Origin of the sequence: Oceanobacillus sp. FSL K6-3682, from assembly GCF_037976165.1 — a bacterium.
Classification (GTDB): domain Bacteria; phylum Bacillota; class Bacilli; order Bacillales; family Amphibacillaceae; genus Oceanobacillus; species Oceanobacillus sojae.
The window spans coordinates 3,207,755-3,227,816 of record NZ_CP150263.1 but is presented as its reverse complement, the minus strand read 5'-3'; the positions used below and the strand labels follow the sequence as shown (position 1 = coordinate 3,227,816).

Below are 20,062 nucleotides of genomic sequence, written 5' to 3'. Positions count from 1 at the left end.
CAGATGGTATCCGTAAAAACAAACCAGACAGATCAACTTTTAGAAGAGATTGCTGATTATGTATTAAATAAAGAAATTAACAGTGAAGAGGCTATTAAAACTGCGCATCATGTATTAATTGATACAATTGGCTGTGGTATTCTTGCTTTAAATTACCCGGAGTGTACCAAGCTGTTGGGACCAATTGTACCCGGGACAGTTGTTCCAAATGGGGTAAGGGTGCCGGGCACAGCTCATGTGCTTGATCCAGTACAAGGAGCATTTAATATAGGGGCAATGATACGCTGGTTAGATTATAATGATACATGGCTTGCGGCGGAGTGGGGACATCCTTCAGATAATCTGGGAGGTATTTTAGCAGTTGCTGATTACGTCAGCAGACTGCGGCAAAATAAGGGAGAAGAACCTTTAACAGTTGAAGAGATTTTAGAGATATCGATTAAAGCGCATGAAATTCAAGGAATTCTTGCTCTGGAGAACAGTCTGAACCGTGTTGGTCTGGATCATATATTATATGTAAAGATTGCAACAACAGCTGTTGTTACGAAAATGTTAGGCGGCGGGAAGGAAGAAATCGTCAACGCATTATCAAATGCCTGGATTGATAATTCGAGTCTGCGGACATATCGCCATTTTCCTAATACGGGCTCCAGAAAATCATGGGCAGCAGGTGATGCAACAAGCCGTGCGGTCCGGCTGGCACTCATGGCTGTAAAGGGGGAAATGGGTTATCAAACTGCTTTAAGTGCAGAAGGATGGGGCTTTCAGGATGTTCTTTTTAAAGGAAAAGAACTTGTATTAAAGAGACCGCTTGATAGCTATGTGATGGAAAATGTATTGTTCAAGGTTTCCTATCCGGCAGAATTTCATGCGCAAACAGCAGCAGAAGCAGCTGTTCAATTACACCCAGAAGTGATAGACCGCATTGATGAAATTAAAGAAATTACTATATCAACGCATGAATCAGCTATCCGTATCATTGATAAAAAAGGACCGCTCCATAATCCGGCAGATAGAGATCATTGCTTGCAGTACATTGCAGCGATTGGATTATTAAAAGGAAATATCGTTGCAGAGGATTATGAAGACGATGTGGCGGAAGATCCGCGTATTGATGAGCTTCGCGCTAAAATGACAGTAACAGAGAATAAACAGTATTCAGAGGATTATCTGGATCCGGAGAAACGCTCTATTGCGAATGCTATGCAGGTTCATTTTATGGATGGCACTTCCACAGATATCATTGATTGTGAATATCCTTTAGGGCATCGATTCCGCAGGAAGGAAGCATTCCCGCAAATAATTAAAAAGTATGAAGCTAATTTAGCAACGCAGTTTACAGAAAAACAGACAGAGCGTATTAAACAACAGACGATAAATTATGATACGATAAAGCAAATGGCAATTACTGATTTTATAGAATTATTTTTAGATTAGAGGGTGAGAAAAAATGGCTTGGATTGTAGATAATCCATTCCCACAAAATGAACTAGCTGAACAGTTTCGGCAGATGGCAGGGGAAAAGGGAATTTTGCAAATTCCTGGAGCACATGATGCAATGGCAGGATTAGTAGCAAAGCAGGCTGGATTTCAGTCGCTGTATTTATCCGGAGCTGCTTATACTGCAAGCAGGGGATTACCTGATTTAGGGATTGTAACCTCTGCGGAAGTAGCTGACCGGGCAAAGGACATTATCCGGGCAACCAATTTACCATTGCTTGTAGACATTGATACAGGCTTTGGCGGTGTCCTGAATGTTGTCCGTACAGCGAGAGAAATGGTGGAAGCGAATGTAGCTGCAGTTCAGCTGGAGGATCAGCAGCTTCCTAAAAAATGTGGACATTTGAATGGAAAGAATGTCGTTACCAAGGAAGAAATGATGCAAAAGATAGCCGCAATTAAAGAGGTAGCACCGACACTTTATATTGTGGCGAGAACCGATGCCAGAGCTATTGAAGGTTTAGATAGTGCAATTGATCGTGCGAAAGGTTATGTTGAAGCTGGAGCAGATGCTATATTTCCGGAAGCTCTTCAAAATAATGAAGAATTCCAGGCTTTTGCTGAGGCAGTGGATGCACCATTGTTGGCCAATATGACAGAATTTGGGAAAACACCTTATTTAACAGCGTCAGAATTTGAAAATGCAGGCTTTGATATGGTTATTTATCCAGTAACTTCTTTACGTGTGGCTGCAAAAGCTTATGAACGAATTTTTGAATTGATTCGGGATGAGGGTACACAGAAAAATGGATTAGAGAATATGCAAACCAGAAAAGAACTCTATGAAGCTATTCAATATGGTGAATTTGAAGCACTTGATCAGGGAATTTCCAAGACTGTAATAGAGGATTATTTTAAGTGAACAAAAAAGGATACCTGTTATTTTAGATTCTAAAATAACAGGTATCCTTTTCTTTTGAAGGAATACAAGCTTAACCTAATGCGACATCAAGCACCATCATAAGTGCAAAACCAATCATCAGACTAATGGTTGCCAAATCTCTATTTCCATTCTCCTGAGAGCTTGGAATAACCTCCTCCGCAACAACAAAGATCATCGCTCCAGCTGCAAAGCTTAACGCATAAGGAAGCAATGGTTCAATATGAGCAACAGCTAATGCACCTATTACAGCGGCAATTGGTTCTACCAGTCCAGAGAATTGTCCATACATAAAGCTTTTTCCTCGGGACATTCCTTCACCACGTAACGGCATTGCAACAGCAACACCCTCAGGGAAATTCTGAATTCCTATTCCGATGGCAAGAGTGATTGCCCCCGCTAAAGCAGCCTCGGTACTATGATTTGCTAATGCGCCAAAAGCAATTCCGACAGCGAGACCTTCAGGGATATTATGAATTGTAATTGCAAGTACAAGTAATGTACTTCGTTTTCTTTTAGATGGTGCGAGCCCTTCAGCATCTTTTTTTTCTGTGTTTGGATGAAGATGGGGAAGGATTTTATCAATAACCCATAAAAATCCGCCTCCCAGTAAAAAACCGACTAATGCAGGAAACCAGGGGCCAATGGCATTATCTGTTGATGCTTCGATAGACGGCCCGAGTAATGACCAGTAGCTGGCTGCTATCATAACACCTCCAGCGAATCCTAACATACTATCTAACAGTTTTTGATGAACGGTTTTTGTTGCAAATACTATTGCTGCCCCGAGTGCAGTCATTCCCCATGTGAAAATTGTTGCTAATAAGGCCTGCATGACAGGGCTAAAATTTTGAAAAATCTCTAACATGATGTCTATTCCTTTCTTTTCCATTCGTTTATCATATATTTTTTTATTCAAGAACTAATAATTATGCTAACTTTATTACTTTATCATTAAATAGGATGAAAAAACAATCATACATATTTGAACACAAGAATGAAAAGGAAAAAAGAGAACTTGTTTGAGTGTCTGTTTACTGTATGCATTTCTAGCCCAATCATCGCAGATTTCAGTAAGGACTATTTAGGGATTTGGCAGTTTAAATTAAGATACAGTATGGGATAGTAAATATCGGGAATAGTTTTTAACAATAATCCGGCTTTCTGCATGTCTCCTCATTGTTATTATTTTTACTTAATTATTCCATACCTTAAATGAACTTCACAGGTATAATAAACTTAAGAAAAAATGAAAGAAATATAAGGTCGGTGAAATAAAGATGTATGTTATCAGCCTATTAGGAATGAGTAAGGTTATTCAAGCACCCATGTATAAAATAGGGGAGTGGCTGGATTCTTTTAAAGGATATATACCAACAAAAATTGTTGACCAAATAACATATTTTGAAATTGAAGCAGTAGAGGTTTTAACATTTATAAAGGAAAAAATAGAAGAAGAGTACGATCTAATGGAAATCAGGCAGTTATTAAAAAATAAGAGCTTTATATAATGTAAAACCTTCTTCCATGAAGAGATTTAATCTGTCATCTTGGAAGAAGGTTATTTTGTATAAAATAAAAAAACGTAAGGATAAGTATTAATTCCCGAAAGTAAGATTATTTGAAATCTAATGCAGATTCTAAAAGCATAACTGTGATCATTGCGTAAATATCAAAAATTGGTTCATCTGATAATATTGAAGTATCCAGCATATCTAAAGAAAGGTCAGTGTTATCTTCCCAAAGATCATCATCTTCTGATACATCGTCATTTTCTCCCCACGTTTCATCATCTAAGTCAGAGCCATCTTCCATTGCTACATAAATTTCAGTTGCATTTTCAATTTCAAAAAGTGTTGTATAGTTGTTAATGGAATCTTCATATAAATTGAAAAGTTCTTCCAGTTCTTCGATAGATCCAAAACCATATTCTTCCGCAGCAGCCTCTAAATTCTCTTCAGAAAGATCTTCATCCAATGCAGTAAGAGGATCATTCATAATTAAATCTAAACTGAATTCAATATCCTCGATAAACATGTACCAGATACTATCCGGAAATTCTTCATCCTCTTCAAGGAATCCTTCCTCTTCATACAACAGGTTGTTTAATTCATCATATGTTAGATCATATGTATCATAAATTTCTTCTAAACCTTCTTCGGTAAGCGGTGTACCTAAATAGGAAGCATCCTCAAAATCAGCTAATTCAAGGCCAAAATCCGCCAGATAACCTTCATAATCTTCCAATTCCCAATCAATGGATTCTAAAAAACTTTCCAATTGAGTGTCATCAGCATCAATAGCGAATGCCTGGGAAGGTAAAAGGCCAATCATAAGTACCAGTGCAAAACATACAGATAATAATTTCTTTTTCATCCTTCATCCTCCTGTAACTATACTATATCTTAAGTATAAAGCGTTTTAAGACGAAATTCCATGCTTATAAGAATAAGGTAAAAAAAATAAACCGAAAGTCACGAGTCAAGAGTAAATTTGCTTGTTCGATAAATTGACACAAAGATATTGACAAATTATTGAACAAAAGGCATACTATAATTAAAGGAGATGAGATTCATGGAAATTAACAAAAAATTATTAAAAGGCTTGTCTCTAGTCTGCGGGACATTAATTACAATTGGTGCAATAATGTTTATATACGGTTACTTTGTAAGCGCTATACCACTGGTGACAGCTATAGGTATCGGCTTAGCAGAGGGCGGCACATTTATCTTTATTATGGGGTTGTTCCTTGTTGCAGTGGAAGAGAATATTAGGAGAAAGAATCAAAATCAGAAGCAGTTATAGTCGGTGAAAAGTTGATAGTTGAATGTAATAAAAAAGCTCAGGCATCGATGCCTGAGCTTTTCAATTTATTTAAAACATATATCCCCATATCATTGCCAGTAATGAACCAAGGATAGTTAACAGAGCCAGCACTACGCCATAAATTGTATGGACATAGATACCGCCTTTATCTTCACTTTCTCCGGCATGCATAAATACAACGAGCTGCACCCCTGCTTGAATAAATGCTGTAACAACAAGAATGGTTAATCCCATTGCAAAAGACATGTCAAAGAAATAGACACTTAATGCAACAACAGTAAGGAGTAGCGAAAAGATATATCCGTTAACCTGTTTTAGTGGAAAAAGTTCTTTCATGCTACATCATTCCCTTCAAGTAAATAAAGCTGAAAATGAAGATCCACATAACATCTAAGAAGTGCCAGTAAAGGGAGAATATAAATGTTTTATTCGCTGTCCGCGCATTTAAGCCATTGCGAAGGATTTGAATAATAATCATGATACCCCAGAACAGCCCTAACGTTACGTGGGCTCCATGCGTCCCGAGCGTTGTTAAGAGTGTTGCTGTAAAACCGCTTGTCTGTAATGTTGCACCTATGTGGTAGTAGTGAATAAATTCATATACTTCCACGCTGAGGAATCCAGCACCCAAGAGAAGTGTAACTACCATAAAGCCAATCATTGCTTTTACACGATTAATACGCATTGCATGGACCGCTAATCCAATCGTAAAACTACTTGTCAAGAGAAGGAATGTCTCAATCAATACCGGTGGCAATTCAAAAATCTCTGCCCCGGCGGGCCCGCTGCCCACGCCGCGGTCTACATAAACAAAATACGATGTAAACAGGGTCGCAAACAGCATGATTTCCGCACTTAGGAAAATCCAGAATCCAAGGATATTCATTCTATTGGTTTCGGTGCTATATTCAAGAGGCAGATTTTTGGAATCAAGTTTCATTACTTAGCACCTCCAAATTTCTTTTCCGTTTCTTCAATTTCTTCTTTGTGAATATGATGCCCATCATCTTTTTCGAAGGAACGATACAGCAGACAGCCAATAATACCGGCGAATGCGATAATCACTCCTACCCATACATGGAATACGAAGCAAAAGGCAAAAACAAAGAAGATACCGGCAAAAATAATGGACCAGCCGCTGTTATTCGGCATATGAATGTCCTTAATTTCACCTTTAAATAAGTCATGTCCGTTCTTCTTATAATCCCAGAATGCTTCACTTGAATTAACATTTGGTGTAATAGCAAAGTTATATTCTGGAACTGGATTATGGGTTGCCCATTCAAGAGAACGTGCATTCCAAGGGTCGTCCCCGACATTTCTTGGTGCATATCGGAAGCTGTAATAAACGTTATAAACGATCAATACGAACCCGATTGCTAAGAGCAACGCACCAAAGAAGGACACCATACTTAAAGGACCAAACCCAGATGCTTCTGAATAAGTGTACATTCTTCGTGCCTGACCGTTTAAACCGGTAATGTACATTGGGAAGAAGGACAGGCAGAAACCAATAACAATATTCCAGAATGCCCATTTACCAATACGTTCATTCAGCAAGAAACCAAACATTTTTGGCCAATAATAAATGAGACCGGCAATCATCGCGAATACAACACCAGGGATGATTACATTATGGAAGTGAGCTACTAAAAACATTGTGTTGTGATATTGGTAGTCAGCACTTGCTATTGCTAGCATAACACCTGTTACCCCGCCAATGGTAAACAACGGAATAAATGCCACAGAATACATCATTGGTGTCGTAAATCGTATCTTTCCTTTCCACATCGTCAGAAGCCAGTTAAATATCTTAATTCCCGTCGGCACAGCGATTGCCATTGTTGTGATAGAGAATATACTGTTTGCAACTGCGCCTTGTCCCATAGTAAAGAAGTGGTGAACCCATACCATAAAGGATAGCAAGGAAATAATAACCATCGATGCAACCATCGATTTATAGCCATATAAATTACGCTGAGAGAATGTAGCGATAATTTGTGAGTAAATCCCGAATGCAGGAAGTATCAGAATATATACTTCAGGGTGTCCCCAAATCCAGAACAGGTTTGCCCACATCATATCCATACCGCCGTCTCCTGTTGTAAAGAAGTTGGTAAAGAATTGACGGTCTAATGTTCCCATTAGTAAAGCAATTGTCAATACAGGGAACGCGAACACGATTATAAGGTTTGTAATTAATGCAGACCAGGTAAACATTGGCATTTTCATTAATGTCATACCAGGTGCACGCATTTTCATAATTGTAGCGATAAAGTTAATTCCCGTCATCAAGGTCCCGATACCGGAAATTTGCAGTGCCCAGTTATAGTAGTTAACCCCGACATGTTCACTGAATTCTGTTCCTGCCAGCGGATAATAGTTTGTCCATCCGGCATCTGGTGATCCTCCGACAACGAAGGAAATATTAAATAGCATAGCTCCAGCGAAATATAACCAGAAACTGAGCGCGTTCAAACGCGGAAAAGCAACGTCCCTTGCTCCGATTTGAAGCGGAACAACAAAGTTCATCATACCGATAATAAATGCCATTGCCATGAAAAAGATCATAACAACACCGTGTGTGGTGAAAACTTCGTTATAATGCTGTGCATCTAAGAAGGAATTATCCGGAACAGCAGTTTGCAGCCGCATCATAACAGCGTCAGCGCCACCTCGGAAAAGCATCAGCAATGCTGAAATAATATACATAATTCCAATACGTTTATGATCAACTGTTGTTAACCACTCACTCCAAAGATAACCCCATTTTTTAAAATAGGTAACACCGAGAACAATCGCAATACTTACAAGTCCAATTGCAACGATGGACGCATAAAGCATTGGATCATCATGGGGTGGAATTGTAAATCTATCAAAAAAATCCATTATGATAAAACTCCTTTCTAGAGCTTAGAAATATTCAGGCACACTCCAGGAGTGTGCTGCTAGCCAAATAAATGACTTAGTGGTGGTGATGTTCGCCTTCCTCTTCTGAATCTGAGGAACCTCCGTGATCATGAGGGCTGTTTTCTCCTTCAGGCGCAGGTTTAAATTCCTGGTGAGTACCATTAAAAGTCATTTGTCCTAAATGTCCAGGCTCTAATAATTCTTCAAATTTCTCTTCTGTAAGCGGATCGGCAGTATTATGAATATCTTCGACCCAAGAATCAAATTCACTTGGAGCGAGCGCAGTTACTGTAAATTCATTCTCTGCAAAACCTTCTCCATTAAAGTTGGAGTTTCTTCCCATATATTCTCCAGGCTCTTCTGCAACAACATTCAAGTAGTTTGTCATATCAGCCATCGCATATTTCTGCCCTGCAAGCTGCGGAATCCAAAAACTTGAAATTGTTCCGTGAGAATATAAACGGAATTCCACATTTTGATTTGTTGGGATGAAAACATAATTTACTGTTTCAATATCCTGCTCCGGATAACTGAAATGCCATTTCCAGTTAGAAGATGATGCGTAAATAACGACTGGTTCATCTTCAGCATATCCTTCCGGAGGACTTTCCACTTGATGCGTTGAAATAGTGGAAACAACAGATAAAAAAGCAACAATTAGAATTGGAATTGTGACAATAATCCCTTCCACATATTTATTGCCTTCAATATGTGGAGGTTCATAATCAGGATCTTGTTTTGATGCTCTATATTTAAATAAAATAACTGTTAGCATTACTAGGACAACAACAACAATGAAAGACATTGTAATGATAGATAACCAAATCACATTTGCAGTTGTCTCTGCCTGGGGACCCTTTGGATTAAGTACGAGTAATGGTTCACAGCCTGCCAGTAATCCGGCAATACCTGTTAAAATTGCTAAATAGGCCCACTTTAACTTCATGTTAATACCCCTTCCCTTGATTGTGTATAAGATTGTCTGGTTTTTATCGAAGTGTAACCGGCTGTAAGACTCCAACTTCAAGAATTGAGAAGAATTAAAGGCTCTATATGGGAGTTTAAACAGCCAGTAACGGCCCGATTGGTTCAACTATCATTCAGCGGGGATGAAAATCCTCCGCCGAATGAAGTTTCACTTTATTAAGAGGTTGTTCAAAGAAAATTGGAAAATATTCTTTCGATTATTGAACACACAATTAATTTAGTATAACTCTATAGCAGAAACAATATTAATACTGATGTAAAGAAATTACAAGACATTGAGAAACACTTCACAAAATGTTCAAGAAAACTTCTACATATTTTTGAAAAGTGTCGAAAAATGTCGAAAAAACTTGACAATAATAAAAAATGGTAGTATGGGATTTCCCATATTCTGTTGGAAAATTTGTACGATTAAATAATAATTCATGATAGTAAAAAATCATGGAATAAGGATTCAGTTTATTATTTTGTTATTATTGAAGGAGTATGTAAAAATATCCGTATAAAAATATACGCAAAAAGGTTTAAAATGGAATATGATATAATGACATGAAGGGGGAGTCAGTATGGATCCACTAGATATTTTAATAGATTTAGAACAATTACTTCCTTATTATAAACCAATTATCCGTGCAGACAAGCAGCTGATCAGCGGCTATGAAGTAATTGCTTATTTTTTAGATGAAAATGGCAGAAAGCAGCGTTTGGATTGGCTCTTCGATGATACTTCTATACCGGATGAATTTCGTCTGGAAGTTAATCAATACATTCATCAAAAAGCGATTGAAAAGAAATTACAGGAAAATTATCCAGGATACCTTTCTTTTTATTATGATGCGGAATTACTCGTTCGTGATAATGGTGAAACATTCATTAATTTACTTCATGATTATCAAGAAAATGGATTAGATCTGAATAAAATAATTCTGGAAATTAAAGATATTTGTCTGACCGGCAACATGGATCAGCTAAATCATATCATTAAATATTTAAAAACTTTAGGAGTTAAAATTAGTATTGAATTAGCTTATCCGAATGGCAGTTTAAATCAATTAGCTATTTTACATCCTTCTTTTATAAAAGTAGATACATCATTTTTAAAGGATGATTTCCTGCCGCATTTGTATAAGGATGTTTATTTTGGTGTATCGATGCTATCCAGAAAAATAGGTGCATCTCTATTATTTAAAGGAATACGTTCTTATAATCAATTGAACTTTGCCTGGAAAAGCGGGGGAGAATATTACCAGGGAAGTTACCTGACTTCGCCGCAGCAGGAGTTTATTGAGGAAGGTTGCTGTAAAAGTAAATTAACCGAGTATTTTAGAGAATTCGTAACCTATGAACAACAGAAGGCCAAAGCGCAATTTGAATTATTAGATTTAGTTCATGGAACTATTAACGGGCTTTTGTCACAGGTGAGACCAGGAAATGATGATGCCTGGTTACTAAAGCTTGCTAAAGGCTGTGAAGATTTTGTATTTCGTATATATATCTGTAATAGCGTTGGATTACAAGTATCAGCAAATGTAGAGAAGGATAGTCAGGGGAATTGGATATTATTACAAGAGGGAATGCATAAAAATTGGAGCTGGCGTCCATATTTTTTCGAAAATATTATGCGGATGAATATTGAAAAAAAAGGAATTTTATCTGATTTATATACAGATATTGAACGTTCAGAGCTGATTAGAACCTATGCTTATCCGTTGTCGCACCAGCGCTATATATTTTTTGATATTCCTTATAGTTATTTGATTGAAAAAGAAGGCTTGTTATAAATAAAAGGGTTCTGTACATACAACAGGACTTTACAAGCCGGAATAACTTTGTGAAAAAGAAATATGAAAATCAAATGGAAGTATGGTTCGTCGGGAGGTTGCAAAATGAAATTAATTCATACAGCAGATTGGCATTTAGGTAAGCTGGTACAAGGAGTGTATATGACTGAAGACCAGGCGTTTATTCTGGATCAGTTTGTTGAGACGGTAGAAAAAGAGAGTCCAGATGCAGTTATTATTGCAGGAGATTTATACGATCGTGCCGTACCGCCAGTGGAAGCAGTTGATTTATTGGATAGAACTTTGGGCAGGATTATTAATCAATTAGGTATACCTGTCTTAGCGATTGCGGGGAATCATGATAGTCCAGGCAGACTTCATTTTGGCAGCCGGCTGATGAAAGAAAATGGCTATCATATTATTGGGCAATTGTCGGAAAATCGAAAGCCGATTATTCTTTCAGATGAATTTGGTGAAGTACATTTTCATCTTAATCCGTATGCGGATCCGAGTGTGGTGAAAGCCTTGTTTCAAGAAGAGGATATCCGCAATCATCAGGATGCAAATGCTTTTCTGGTTAATCGCATAAAAGAAAATATGGATCCGGCAGCGCGTCATGTTTATGTTGGACATGCCTTTGTAACTCCTTTTGGCGAGACAGAGGAAAATACAAGTGATTCTGAACGTCCCTTATCCATCGGCGGTGCAGAGCATGTTGATGCACATCTGTTTAAAGATTTTCATTATACGGCTCTGGGGCATCTCCACCAGGCTCATCATGTATTAGAAGAAAAAATCCGATATTCCGGGTCAATACTGAAATATTCCTTATCAGAGGAACATCATAAAAAAGGATATTTAGTAGTGGAATTGGATGAAAAAGGGGAAATTCAGGTGGAGAAGAAGCTCCTTATTCCTAAACGGGAAATCCGTTCTTTAAAAATGAAGATGGAGGATATTTATAAACAGCCGCGAAGTGAAGATTATGTATTTGTGCAATTACTGGATGAGCTGCCGGTATTATCGCCAATGGAAAAGGTACGTTCTATTTTTCCAAACGCCATGCATGTTGAAAGAATCAGAACAACAACAGGTGCAAATAATTACACAGAGAATCAGGCTCCGAAGACGAGCTTAAGTGAAATGGAATTATTTGATGCTTTTTATCAGGAAGTGACGGAGAAGGAAGCATCAGAAGAAATTAATCAAATTATGAATGAATTATTTCAAGAAATTCAGGATGCAGCCAGTGAACGGAAAGCATCCAGATAAAAGCAGGTGAAAATAGAATGCAGCCATTACGACTAACATTAAATGCTTTTGGGCCTTATAAAGAAAAAGAAACCATTGACTTTGACGAGCTTCAGGGGAATACACTTTTTGTGATTTCAGGGAAAACGGGAGCAGGGAAGACCACGTTATTTGATGGAATAGCTTTTGCATTATATGGGAAAGCAAGTGGATCTGATCGGGAAGATCAACGCATGCTGCGCAGTGACTTTGCAGATGAAGATATACATACATCGGCTGAGCTTGTTTTTCAAATACAGGATAAAACATATCGTATTTTTCGTCAGCTTGGTCATGTTAAGAAAGGGAATAAAAGTAAGACTGGAGATAAATGTGAATTTTATGAAATACGAGAAGAAGGGGAATTTCCCTGTGTAGACAGGCAAATGGTAAGTGAAATTGATCAAAAAGTAGAAGAGATTATCGGTCTGACACCGGATCAATTTAAACAAATTGTAATGCTTCCACAAGGGGAATTTCGTAAATTACTTACTTCCGGTACAGAAAACAAAGAAGAAATATTAAGACGCTTGTTCAAAACAGAGCATTATAAATATATGAATGAACTGCTTAAAGAGAAGAAAGCAAAATTAGAGCAAGAAAATCAGCGTATTTTAAATCGGATGGAGCAGCTGCGTGCGCAAATTTTTTCTTTGGAGCTTGCGGATGATTCTGATATACATGAACTGGCAAGCAGAGAGCATGTTAATGCAAATCAGATTATTGAGGTACTGGAATTAGAATTGAGAAAGAATAAACAGACTATCGAAGAAGTGGACAGTTTCTATAAAGAAGCAACAAAGCAGCAGGAATATGTTCAAAATCAATTATTCCATGCAAAACAGGTTAATGAGAATTTTTCTGAACTGGAGATGCATCAGAATCATTTCACATCATGGAAAGAACAAGCTAAAGAAATGGATAGATTAAAAAGTGAAGTGTCTGCGGCAGAGCAGGCAAAGTTGATTATTCCATATGAACATCAGCTGAAAGAAGCAAGTAAAGAGTTCGAAGAAGGTGACAAAGCGCTGCAGCAGCTGGAAGCACAACAGACAAAAATGGAAAATCAAAAACAGCAGGCAGAAGTTGATTTTAAAAAAGAACAGGAAAATGCGGGAGAACGGGATAAAATATCAATAGAAGTAAATCGTCTGGAAGGCTTTTTGCCTGTTGTAAAAGAATTAGAAGAAAAAAAAATGGAGATTCAGAAACTAGATGCCCAATTAAAGCAGGGAGAATCACAGTTAGATAAATTAAAAGAGCGCCATGAGTTACGCAGTAAACAAATCGACCGCCTGGAAAAAGAAGAAGAACTGTTAGATAAAGATTCAGATAAGCTGGAGGCAGTAAGGGACGAATTAAGACTGCTCCGCGAGCAGGCAATGCTGATGAAAAAATATAAAGAAAAAGTAGTGCAAATACAAACAGGTGAGGCAGCCTTAAAGAATAAAGAAGCTGTTTACCTGAAGGAGAAAGAAGGCTATAAACGGCTGGAACAAGCCTGGTTTGCTAATCAGGCACATGTATTAGCTGTGCATTTGCATGATGGTGAGCCTTGTCCGGTCTGTGGCAGCTTAAAGCACCCATCGCCAGCTGCAACAAAGGAAGCAGAAGTCACCAAAGAGGAGCTGGAACAGTCAAAAAAACGGATGGATGAAAAAGAAGCTGTTTGGCGGGAACTTGCTGCAAATATAAAAGCTTATCAATCAGAAAAACAAGCATTAGAACAGGAGCTTACTCAGCACGAATTGGAATTTTCTAACCCGGAGCAAAAATATCAGGAAATCGTTGAGAAAGGGAAGAAGAAAAAAAGCGAGGAAGGTCGTCTGGAGCAATCTAAAGCACGCTTAACTGAATGTAAAAAAGAATTAGCAAGGACGCGTCAGGAACAAAAGCAAAGTGACACTGCTGTTAATGAACAAAGTAGCCGGGTCAGTCAGCTTCAAACTGATTATCAAAGTAAGAGGGCGGTTTATCAGCAGCAATTCACCCAGATTCCAGAGAGCTTACGCATTCTTTCCAAATTGGAAGCTGAAATCAGCAATTTAAGAACCAAAAAGCAACAAATGGAAAAGCGCTGGACAGATGTGCAGGAAAACTATAGAAACGTACAGGAAGCATTTACAAAATGGACGGCTGACGTGCATAACCTGCGAGAAAATCATATAAAACGGAAACAGAAAATAGACAACTTAGAGAAAATCTTTCAGGAGAAGTTAGAGCAGGCAGATTTTACAGAGCTGACATATCAGCAAGTAAAGTGGGATGAATCTACTTATGAGTCTGTGAGAAAAAGGCTTGCTGATTATGAAAAACAAGGCTATCAATTAGAAAAACAAATTTCCGAACTTAAGAAGAAGCTGGAAGGAAAATCAAAACAAGATGTATCGGAGATAGAAACTGTCTTAGAAAAATGGAAGCAAGAAACAAAAGTCAATCTTGAAAAGCTGCAGCAGCTGCAGCAGGAAAAGAAGGACATGACATTTTATATAAACCAGTTACAGGAATTTGATCTTCAAGCTGCAAATGTGGAGAAAAAGCGGATGGTAATAACAGATTTATATGATACTCTGCGGGGACAAAATCCCAAAAAGATATCTTTTGAACGGTATCTGCAGATGGAGTATCTAGAGCAAATTATTGAGGCTGCAAATCTGCGCTTAAACGATCTTTCCAATGGACAATTCTATCTGACGAGAAGTGACCGCCAGGAATCACGTGGAAAACAAAGTGGACTAGGATTAGATGTCTATGATCAATACACAGGGCAGACCAGAGATGTAAAAACATTGTCTGGAGGAGAAAAATTCCATGCCTCTCTTTGTCTTGCACTTGGTATGAGTGATGTCATTCAAAGCTTCCAGGGGAATATTGTTATTCAGACAATGTTTATTGATGAAGGCTTTGGATCATTGGATGAAGAATCCTTGCTTAAAGCGATTGATGCGCTTATACAGCTGCAGCAATCCGGAAGAATGATAGGTGTTATTTCGCATGTGCAGGAGCTGAAGGATGTTTTTCCGGCAGCGATAGAAGTTCATAAAACAAAAGAAGGATTCAGTAAAACAGAAATAATTGTTAAATAAATGGCTCCGTGATTAATCTGCTAAAAGATAAAATAACGCTATTTTGTTTGCTATTTAAACAATCCTTGTATTATCATTTAATTATTGTATTTTTCGACAATAATTGTTTTGGATTGACATCTGAATAATTAAGAAATATATTGCCAAGGAAATATAATGGCTTCTTCCCGATATGATATTGTTTTACATCTCGGGAGAATTTTTATTGCACCAAGTATATAAAGTTTTGATTTACTGAAAACGCAGGATATGAGCTTTTTAAAGCAGCCTCATATTAGTAAGGAGAAGGGTAGGAATAATAGTGAAGATTGGAATCGATAAACTAGGGTTTTATGCACCGCATCTGTATGTAGATATGAATGATTTAGCAAAAGAACGGGGAATTGATCCAGGTAAATTTACCGTTGGTTTGGGACAGGATGAAATGGCTGTTCCACCAGTGACACAAGATCCAGTTTCTTTAGCAGCTAATGCAGCGGAACAGATTTTAGATGATGAAGATAAAGAGAAAATAGATTTGGTTATTTTTGGAACAGAGTCTGGAGTAGATCATTCCAAATCAGCTGCTGTTTATATACATCAATTATTAGGTTTGAATCCAAGGGCACGCTCGGTGGAGCTGAAGCAGGCTTGCTACGGTGCAACTGCGGGAATTCAAATGGCAAAAGGGCATATTGCGCTTCACCCGGATAAAAAAGTTCTTGTATTAGCTTCTGATATTGCACGTTACGGGTTGAATACCCCTGGTGAATCGACGCAAGGCGCTGGTGCAGTGGCTATTTTAGTAAGTGCATCTCCAAGATTACTGGATCTGGAAAGTGAAAGCACATATTATACAGAGGATATTATGGATTTTTGGAGACCGGTATATTCCACAACAGCGTATGTGGATGGGAAATACTCCAATGAACAATATATTGCTTTCTTCCAAAAAGTATGGAAAGACTACCAGGAGCAAACTGGTAGAAGCTTAGAGGATTTTGCTGCAATAGCTTTTCATTTACCATATACAAAAATGGGCTGGAAAGCACTGCGTACAGTGATTGAGGATGCACCTGAGGAAGTACAGGAAAGGTTAAAAAATAATTATCAAATCAGTACGAAATATAATCGTAATGTAGGCAATATCTACACAGGCTCTCTTTACCTCAGTTTGATTTCATTATTAGAAAATCAGGATGAGTTAAAAGAAGGAGATACGATCGGTTTATACAGCTACGGTTCTGGAGCTGTCGGTGAATTCTTCTCCGGAAAACTGCAGCCGGACTATAAAAAGCATCTGCAGACAGCAGAGCACCAAGCAATGTTTGCAAATAGAAAATGTATTTCTGTAGCAGCATATGAGAAAGTATTTGAAGAATCACTTCCAACAGATGGCAGTGAGAAACAGCTGAATATTGATGAAGATCCGGCAAAAATCTGTTTAGCCGGTGTAAAAGATCACATTCGCAGCTATGCAGCTAAATAGGAATATAAAATCTCCCGGGCAATAACTTTTGTCAGGGAGTTTTTTTGTTGAAAAATAAAAAGTGAATGTGAAGGAAACGTATTTTTATCAGCTTATATTCATTTTATATTCATTCAAATAGGTGGAATTGATGATTTCAAGATGTATAATTGGGGTAGAGTGAAGCATATCATGAAAGTTGGAGGGTATTCTAATGACAAAAAGTAAAGAAGTTATTGAAGTAACGAATCCGGCAACAGGTGAGGTAGTGGATACGGTCTTAAAAGGTGGGGAAAAGGAGGCTGAGCAAGCTGTTGATAAAGCATACGAAGCCTTTCCAGCATGGTCGAAACAATCCGTCTATGAAAGAAGTGCTTTATTAAATAAATGGCACAGACTTATTGAACAGCATGAATCCGAATTAGCTGAAATCATGACAATGGAACAAGGAAAACCTGTAAAGGAAGCAGCCGGAGAAATTCAATATGCCAACAGCTTTATTGCCTGGTACGCAGAAGAGGGAAAAAGGCTCTATGGCGAAACAATTCCTGCAACAGCGAGAGATAAGAGAATTGTTGTCACCCGTCAGCCTGTTGGTGTCATTGCAGCGATTACACCATGGAATTTTCCAGCCGCAATGATTACCCGCAAGGTTGCACCGGCATTGGCAGCCGGCTGTACGGCAGTTGTAAAACCGGCAAGCGCCACACCTTTAACAGCTATTCGTCTGCGCGAGCTTGCGATAGAGGCAGGAATTCCAGAGGGCGTGCTTCAAATTGTAACAGGAAGCTCCAGTGAAATTAGTGATGCCTGGATGGAGGATACGCGTGTTCGGAAAATATCATTTACAGGCTCGACAGAGGTAGGGAAATTATTAATGCGAAAATCTGCTGATACTGTGAAAAAGATTTCTCTGGAGCTTGGCGGCCTTGCTCCGTTGATTGTTATGGAGGATGCAGACATTGAAAAAGCAGTAGATGGAGCAATTGCTTCTAAATATCGTAATGCGGGGCAAACCTGTGTCTGTGCAAATAGAATTTATGTTCATGAGTCTATTGAGCGGGAGTTTGCAAAGGCTTTTGCAGAAAAAGCAGCACAGCTTAAAGTAGGGAATGGATTAGAAGAAGGAGTAGAAATTGGTCCTTTAATTGATCAGTCAGCAGTTGAAAAAGTGCGGGAGCATATTAAGGACGCTCTGAACAAAGGAGCAGAAAAACTGTTAGGTGATGAAAAAGCAAATGAAGGTTTATTTTTTGCTCCGACTGTATTAACTAATGTAAATGATGAGATGCTGTGTATGCAGGAAGAAACCTTTGGCCCTTTGGCTCCGATCACCACGTTCGACTCCAAGGAGGAGGTTATTGCACGTGCTAACAATACTCCTTATGGATTAGCAGCATATTTATTCACGGAAAACCTTACTACAGCAATTGAGGTTGGCGAGCAATTAGAGTATGGCATTGTGGGTATTAACGATGGAGGACCTTCAACAGCACAAGCTCCATTTGGAGGATTTAAAGAGAGCGGACTCGGCCGGGAAGGCGGTCACCACGGAATTGATGAATATGTTGAGGTAAAATATCTGTCCATTCAGCTATAATCCGCATCTGAAAATGTATGCAGTAAAATGCTTGTAATTGAAAATAACTATATATTATTTCTAATTCCTGAAAAATATCTAAGTGCAGGCAAGTATCCTTTACAGACTGAATCTTTGGCTTCAGAAGCCGGAATTCAGTCTGATAAAGCTTATCAAATGAAATAGAAGGTAAATGTATTTGAATCATTTTACTTTCAAATTCACAAGAAAAAACGGTGTTTTATTTCCGTGACACGTTTGAAGGAAAGCTGTATACTACTTCTAGAGAGGTGCAGGTGAATGGAATTTAATATTGGCCCCAGGATGTTAAAGACAGGGCTGGCAGTAACATTAACATTATTAATTACAAGCTTTTTTGATATGGAATATGCTGTTATCGCAGCGATTGCATCTGTTATAGCAATGCAGCCGTCTATTATGCGCTCATTTAATTATATTAAAGAAGTAGTTATTGGAAATTCTGTCGGAGCAACGCTCGCCATCTTAGGGGTGTTTTTACTCGGCAGTCACCCTATTTCAGTCGGGGCAGTTGTTATTTTATCAATTGCAATTAATATCAAGCTGGGCTTGACCAAAACAATTAATTTAACGGTTTTAACCATTGTCAGTATGATGGTAGCAAGTCACGGAGATCATATTAATTTTGTGTATATTTTATCCCGTGTATCTCTGGTAGCCATTGGGGTGCTTTCTGCTTTTATTGTTAATGTATTTGTAAATCCCCCAAACCATCAAAAGATTCTGTTTCAGATGATTAAGGAAGCCAGTGAGAGCTCTCATTTTCTTCTGCGGGTTATTCCGAGCAATACAATGAGTGTACCGCAAATTCGTGATGAAGAAAGAAAAGTGGAGAAGCAAATAAATAAAATAAGAGACTATTTTGATATTATTACAGATGAAAAAAATAGATTATTTATTCGAAAACGAAGATCGTTTTTCCGGAATATTGTGATCTATAAGCAAATGATACAGGTATTGCGGAAAAAGCATACACTGATTGTAGAGCTGGAGAAAAATTTAAAGGAAATTGAACAAATGGCAGCCGGTAAATCCTTCTTGATTAAAAAATTGGTCAGTGAAATCAATAACTATAGTGAAAATGTCTTCCTTATGTATGAAGACCGCATCGTCTTGGACCGAGATTTACAAAAAGAGACAAAACAGGCGATGGGTGTAACGATTAATAATTTAATTGATGCATTGCAGGGTACAGACTATGAAAAATGGCATTATGTTTTTCCTGTTGCGAATAGTATCGTGGAACTTTTTTATGAACTGGATAAGTTGGAAAAATATGTCCGTAAAAAAGGATTACATGCAGATGGCAAGATATAAAGCATAGATATGAGACGAAGGAGATTGTGATATCGCAGTCTCCTTCGTTTTATGTTTAAGGAAACATAAAACGAAAATTCATTTCGCAAGAGCTTTTGTTCTTCCTCTATAAAAAAGTTTATCTGCGGTAAATTTTTGCTTGTCAATACCAGGAAAATGGGTATAGTTATCTCCTATTTTGTATATAGTAGTAATACTATATATAGAAGGGGGAGTATCAATTTGGTACGTTTTTTATCTCGTCATGAACTAGAAAATCTTTATTATATGTATGAACGGTATGAGGAAACCTACCAGACTTTACAGCAAAGCAAACAGGAGCATATCCCGGAAGATCTGCGGATGCAAATAGAAGAACAAATGAAAATTGTTAAAAAGCAGCAGCATCAAATGCTTTCTTCATTAACATAAAAAATCGTG

The 20,062-nt window shown here is 38.0% G+C and carries 17 protein-coding genes; 11 read left to right on the top strand and 6 right to left on the bottom strand.

The window, feature by feature from the left end; genetic code table 11:
* Nucleotides 1-3 precede the first annotated feature (3 nt).
* The gene (locus tag MHH51_RS16085) at nt 4-1,437 is read left to right on the top strand and encodes a bifunctional 2-methylcitrate dehydratase/aconitate hydratase (RefSeq protein WP_339282498.1); all 1,434 of its coding nucleotides are present in this window, start codon (nt 4-6) and stop codon (nt 1,435-1,437) included.
* 13 nt (nt 1,438-1,450) lie between these two features.
* Complete coding sequence (gene prpB, locus MHH51_RS16080) at nt 1,451-2,362, top strand: methylisocitrate lyase (protein WP_339282497.1); 912 nt, start codon at nt 1,451-1,453, stop codon at nt 2,360-2,362.
* A 70-nt stretch (nt 2,363-2,432) separates the two neighbouring features.
* On the opposite strand, the gene MHH51_RS16075 is transcribed toward prpB, so the two are convergent.
* Nucleotides 2,433-3,248: a ZIP family metal transporter gene (locus MHH51_RS16075; RefSeq protein ID WP_147210932.1), complete on the bottom strand. Its 816-nt coding sequence runs from the start codon at nt 3,246-3,248 to the stop codon at nt 2,433-2,435.
* Nucleotides 3,249-3,660: 412 nt separating this feature from the next.
* Here MHH51_RS16075 and MHH51_RS16070 point away from each other — a divergent pair, with 412 nt between their 5' ends.
* Entirely contained in the window at nt 3,661-3,891 is a 231-nt protein-coding gene (locus tag MHH51_RS16070; protein ID WP_156985956.1) for a hypothetical protein, read from the top strand.
* A 106-nt stretch (nt 3,892-3,997) separates the two neighbouring features.
* Here MHH51_RS16070 and MHH51_RS16065 read toward each other — a convergent pair whose 3' ends face one another.
* A complete protein-coding gene (locus MHH51_RS16065; protein ID WP_339282496.1) occupies nt 3,998-4,756 on the bottom strand; it encodes a processed acidic surface protein in 759 nt (252 codons plus the stop codon).
* A gap of 198 nt (nt 4,757-4,954) precedes the next feature.
* On the opposite strand from MHH51_RS16065, the gene MHH51_RS16060 reads away from it, so the two are divergent.
* Nucleotides 4,955-5,185, top strand: a complete 231-nt coding sequence (locus MHH51_RS16060; protein WP_147210935.1) for a hypothetical protein — start codon at nt 4,955-4,957, stop codon at nt 5,183-5,185.
* A gap of 69 nt (nt 5,186-5,254) precedes the next feature.
* Here the strand turns inward: MHH51_RS16060 and qoxD are convergent, their stop codons facing one another.
* From qoxD to qoxA, 4 genes are all read right to left on the bottom strand, one after another.
* A complete protein-coding gene (gene qoxD / locus MHH51_RS16055; protein ID WP_147210936.1) occupies nt 5,255-5,542 on the bottom strand; it encodes a cytochrome aa3 quinol oxidase subunit IV in 288 nt (95 codons plus the stop codon).
* A gap of 1 nt (nt 5,543) precedes the next feature.
* Nucleotides 5,544-6,146 (bottom strand): cytochrome aa3 quinol oxidase subunit III, encoded by a 603-nt coding sequence (qoxC, locus tag MHH51_RS16050; protein WP_339282495.1) that lies wholly within the window; start codon nt 6,144-6,146, stop codon nt 5,544-5,546.
* Nucleotides 6,146-8,095 carry a cytochrome aa3 quinol oxidase subunit I gene (gene qoxB / locus MHH51_RS16045; protein WP_147210938.1) on the bottom strand — a complete coding sequence of 650 codons (1,950 nt, stop codon included), beginning with the start codon at nt 8,093-8,095 and terminating at the stop codon, nt 6,146-6,148. Before qoxB ends, qoxC begins: the two co-directional genes overlap by 1 nt.
* A gap of 76 nt (nt 8,096-8,171) precedes the next feature.
* Nucleotides 8,172-9,062, bottom strand: coding sequence for a cytochrome aa3 quinol oxidase subunit II (qoxA, locus tag MHH51_RS16040; RefSeq protein WP_147210939.1), 891 nt, complete (start codon nt 9,060-9,062; stop codon nt 8,172-8,174).
* A 607-nt stretch (nt 9,063-9,669) separates the two neighbouring features.
* Between qoxA and MHH51_RS16035 the strand changes: the two genes are divergently transcribed.
* The 7 genes from MHH51_RS16035 to MHH51_RS16005 all read left to right on the top strand — a co-directional run bounded on the left by MHH51_RS16035 (nt 9,670) and on the right by MHH51_RS16005 (nt 20,053).
* The gene (locus MHH51_RS16035; RefSeq protein ID WP_339282494.1) at nt 9,670-10,884 is read left to right on the top strand and encodes an EAL-associated domain-containing protein; all 1,215 of its coding nucleotides are present in this window, start codon (nt 9,670-9,672) and stop codon (nt 10,882-10,884) included.
* A gap of 105 nt (nt 10,885-10,989) precedes the next feature.
* Nucleotides 10,990-12,156 carry an exonuclease SbcCD subunit D gene (locus MHH51_RS16030; RefSeq protein ID WP_339282493.1) on the top strand — a complete coding sequence of 389 codons (1,167 nt, stop codon included), beginning with the start codon at nt 10,990-10,992 and terminating at the stop codon, nt 12,154-12,156.
* A gap of 17 nt (nt 12,157-12,173) precedes the next feature.
* Nucleotides 12,174-15,260, top strand: coding sequence for an SMC family ATPase (locus tag MHH51_RS16025; RefSeq protein WP_339282492.1), 3,087 nt, complete (start codon nt 12,174-12,176; stop codon nt 15,258-15,260).
* 301 nt (nt 15,261-15,561) lie between these two features.
* The gene (locus MHH51_RS16020; protein WP_147210943.1) at nt 15,562-16,728 is read left to right on the top strand and encodes a hydroxymethylglutaryl-CoA synthase; all 1,167 of its coding nucleotides are present in this window, start codon (nt 15,562-15,564) and stop codon (nt 16,726-16,728) included.
* 193 nt (nt 16,729-16,921) lie between these two features.
* Nucleotides 16,922-18,307 (top strand): NAD-dependent succinate-semialdehyde dehydrogenase, encoded by a 1,386-nt coding sequence (locus MHH51_RS16015; protein ID WP_339282491.1) that lies wholly within the window; start codon nt 16,922-16,924, stop codon nt 18,305-18,307.
* A 279-nt stretch (nt 18,308-18,586) separates the two neighbouring features.
* On the top strand, nt 18,587-19,642 hold the full coding sequence (locus tag MHH51_RS16010; protein WP_156985961.1) for an aromatic acid exporter family protein: 1,056 nt from the start codon (nt 18,587-18,589) through the stop codon (nt 19,640-19,642).
* 222 nt (nt 19,643-19,864) lie between these two features.
* Entirely contained in the window at nt 19,865-20,053 is a 189-nt protein-coding gene (locus tag MHH51_RS16005; protein WP_339282490.1) for a hypothetical protein, read from the top strand.
* Nucleotides 20,054-20,062 lie beyond the last annotated feature (9 nt).